This window comes from Streptomyces sp. NPDC059456 (assembly GCF_042750055.1).
In the GTDB taxonomy this organism is placed as follows: Bacteria; Actinomycetota; Actinomycetes; order Streptomycetales; family Streptomycetaceae; genus Streptomyces.
On record NZ_JBHYVA010000916.1, the window covers coordinates 1 to 2,691 of the forward strand.

Below are 2,691 nucleotides of genomic sequence, written 5' to 3' on the forward strand. Positions count from 1 at the left end.
AGCCCCGCGCGGCGCGGCGGGGGGGGGGCGCGGGGCGCGCCCCCCGCGCTCGGCGGGAGGAGCGTCAGGCGGGAGCGGACCACCGCGGTGCCCCCCCCCGGGACCGTGAGCCTCCCGGTCACCGCGACCACTCCGCGGGCCAGCAGCTTCTGCGTGGCCCGGCGGGCGCTGTTGCCCCAGCGGGACTCGGTCATCGCCAGCCCTGCCAGCGCCTCGGCCCCGCTCAGCGGCTCCACGCCGAGTTCGGCGGTCTCGTACGGGTCGTCCGGGTAGTACGTGCGCTCCAGCAGCGCGTCCGCCCCGTGCACGAGCAGCCCCGGCGTCAGCACCCCGGGCCAGCGGCGGACCCGCGCGTGCGGCCAGGCCGCGCCGAGCTCCTCGTACGGGCCCACGCGGCTGATCCGGTCGCCCTCGACGAGGACCGCCCCGCCGGGCAGCGGCGCGGCCCCTGGTCCGGCGAGCAGGAGGTCGGCGGTGTGAAGCGTCAGCACACGGCCTCAGTTCGTCGAGATGAGCTTCAGCTCGGGGTGGGCCGTGCCGCCCTCGATCGCGGTGGAGGAGATGTGCGAGACCACGCGGTCGTCGACGGGGTCGTTCGCCGGGTCCTCGTGCACGGCGAGGTGCTCGTACGTCGTCGCGCGCTGCGCGGGGACGCGGCCGGCCTTGCGGATCAGGTCGATGATCTCCTGGCGGTTGGACCGGTGCTTGGCGCCGGCCGAGGAGACCACGTTCTCCTCCAGCATGATCGAGCCGAGGTCGTCCGCCCCGTAGTGCAGCGAGAGCTGGCCGGCCTCCTTGCCCACGGTGAGCCAGGAGCCCTGGATGTGGGCGATGTTGTCGAGGAAGAGCCGCGCGATCGCGATCATCCGCAGGTACTCGAAGACCGTCGCCTGGGTCCGGCCCTTGAGGTGGTTGTTCTCGGGCTGGTACGTGTACGGGATGAACGCGCGGAAGCCGCCCGTGCGGTCCTGCGTGTCGCGGATCATCGCGATGTGCTCGATGCGTTCGGCGTTGGTCTCGCCGGTGCCCATCAGCATGGTGGAGGTGGACTCCACGCCCAGCTTGTGGGCGATCTCCATGATCTCCAGCCAGCGCTCGCCGGACTCCTTCAGCGGGGCGATCGCCTTGCGCGGCCGCTCCGGGAGGAGTTCGGCGCCGGCACCCGCGAAGGAGTCGAGGCCGGCGGCGTGGATCCGCTGGATGGCCTCCTCCGCCGAGACGCCGGAGATGCGGGCCATGTGCTCGACCTCGGACGCGCCGAGGGAGTGGATGACCAGCTGCGGGAACGCCTTCTTGATGGCGGAGAAGTGTTCCTCGTAGTACTCCACGCCGTAGTCCGGGTGGTGTCCGCCCTGGAACATGATCTGCGTGCCGCCGAGCTCGACGGTCTCCGCGCAGCGGCGCAGGATGTCGTCGAGGTCGCGGGACCAGCCCTTCTTGGTGTCCTTCGGGGCCGCGTAGAAGGCGCAGAACTTGCACGCCGTGACGCACACGTTGGTGTAGTTGATGTTGCGCTCGATGATGTACGTCGCGATGTGCTCGGTGCCGGCGTAGCGGCGGCGGCGCACCGCGTCGGCGGCCTGGCCGAGCGCGTGCAGCGGGGCGTGCCGGTAGAGGTCGAGCGCCTCTTCCTTGGTGATCCGGCCCCCTGCGGCGGCGCGGTCGAGGACAGACTGGAGAGCGGCCTGGTCGGTCACCGGTGCGTCACCTTTCGGCGGTGTGTCAAGAGGTACGGACCGATCCAGCCTACGCCAGGGCCCGGCCGCGGATTTCAGGGGATACGGGTCAGGTCGCCTTCGGGGTTTCCGGCCGGGGCATCGCCCGACTTGTAGTGGAGTGTCCCGTTGGTGTTGAGGGTGAAGCGCTCGTCGGAGGAGCCGTTGGAGCAGATGCCGGGGGCCGGGTTGGTGTTGCCCGCGGTGTCCAGGACGAGGGAGCGGTCGGTGGCGGAGGCCAGCTTCCAGTCGCCGCTGCAGTCGGTGCCCAGGACGGGCAGGATCGACTTGTCCCGGCCGACGACGTCACCGACCTTGCCCGTCGTTATGGTGATCTGGAATTCGCTGGCGAGGCCCGCGCGGGCGGTGGTGACGGTGCCCTTCCAGGTGCCGGTGAGCTCGGCGGGCACGTCGGCCCGGGTGCCGCTCGGCGTCGCCGAGGGGACGGGGGTGCCGGCCGCCGAGGGCGCGCCCGAGCCCTTCGGGGGTGTGGCGGCGGAGTCGCCCGACGCGTGCTGGTCGCGGTCGCCTCCGGTGCCGGGCAGCAGCCCGAGCCCGTAGAGACCGCCGCCGGACAGTACGGCCACCACGGCGGCCGCCGCGACGACCACCGAGCAGCTGAAGCGCCGTCCGGCGGCGCTGAGGGTGACCTGGCGGGCCGCGTCGGGAGCCGTCCGCGGCTGCGGGACGCCGCCGCCCGCGGTCTCGGTGGGGCTGCCGTAGGGCCCGTACGGGTTCTGCCCGCGGCCCGCGGCGAAGGCGTCGGCCCCGGGCGTCGCGAACCCTGCGCCGCCCCCGGCACCGGAGGAGGGATCGGTGTGGGGCACGCGCCCCTCGAAGGACCCGGCCGTGGACGAGCCCTCGTACGGGAGCCGTCCGTACGAGGGGTCGGGGGTCCCGAAGCCCCCGCCGGAGGTACCCGCACCACCGCCGGTGGCGAAGGGCACGGGCCCCGAAGCGCCTTCCGTGGCGCCCC

The 2,691-nt window shown here is 73.2% G+C and carries 2 protein-coding genes and 1 pseudogene; all 3 read right to left on the reverse strand.

The window, feature by feature from the left end:
• Positions 1-491, reverse strand: a 491-nt coding sequence (locus ACFXA3_RS40490) for a hypothetical protein (protein WP_385196136.1), incomplete at its 3' end; no start/stop codon positions are given.
• 6 nt (positions 492-497) lie between these two features.
• Positions 498-1,697 (reverse strand): cyclic dehypoxanthinyl futalosine synthase, encoded by a 1,200-nt coding sequence (gene mqnC, locus ACFXA3_RS40495; protein WP_385196139.1) that lies wholly within the window; start codon positions 1,695-1,697, stop codon positions 498-500.
• 74 nt (positions 1,698-1,771) lie between these two features.
• A pseudogene (locus ACFXA3_RS40500) lies at positions 1,772-2,691 on the reverse strand (hypothetical protein); the annotation flags it as partial.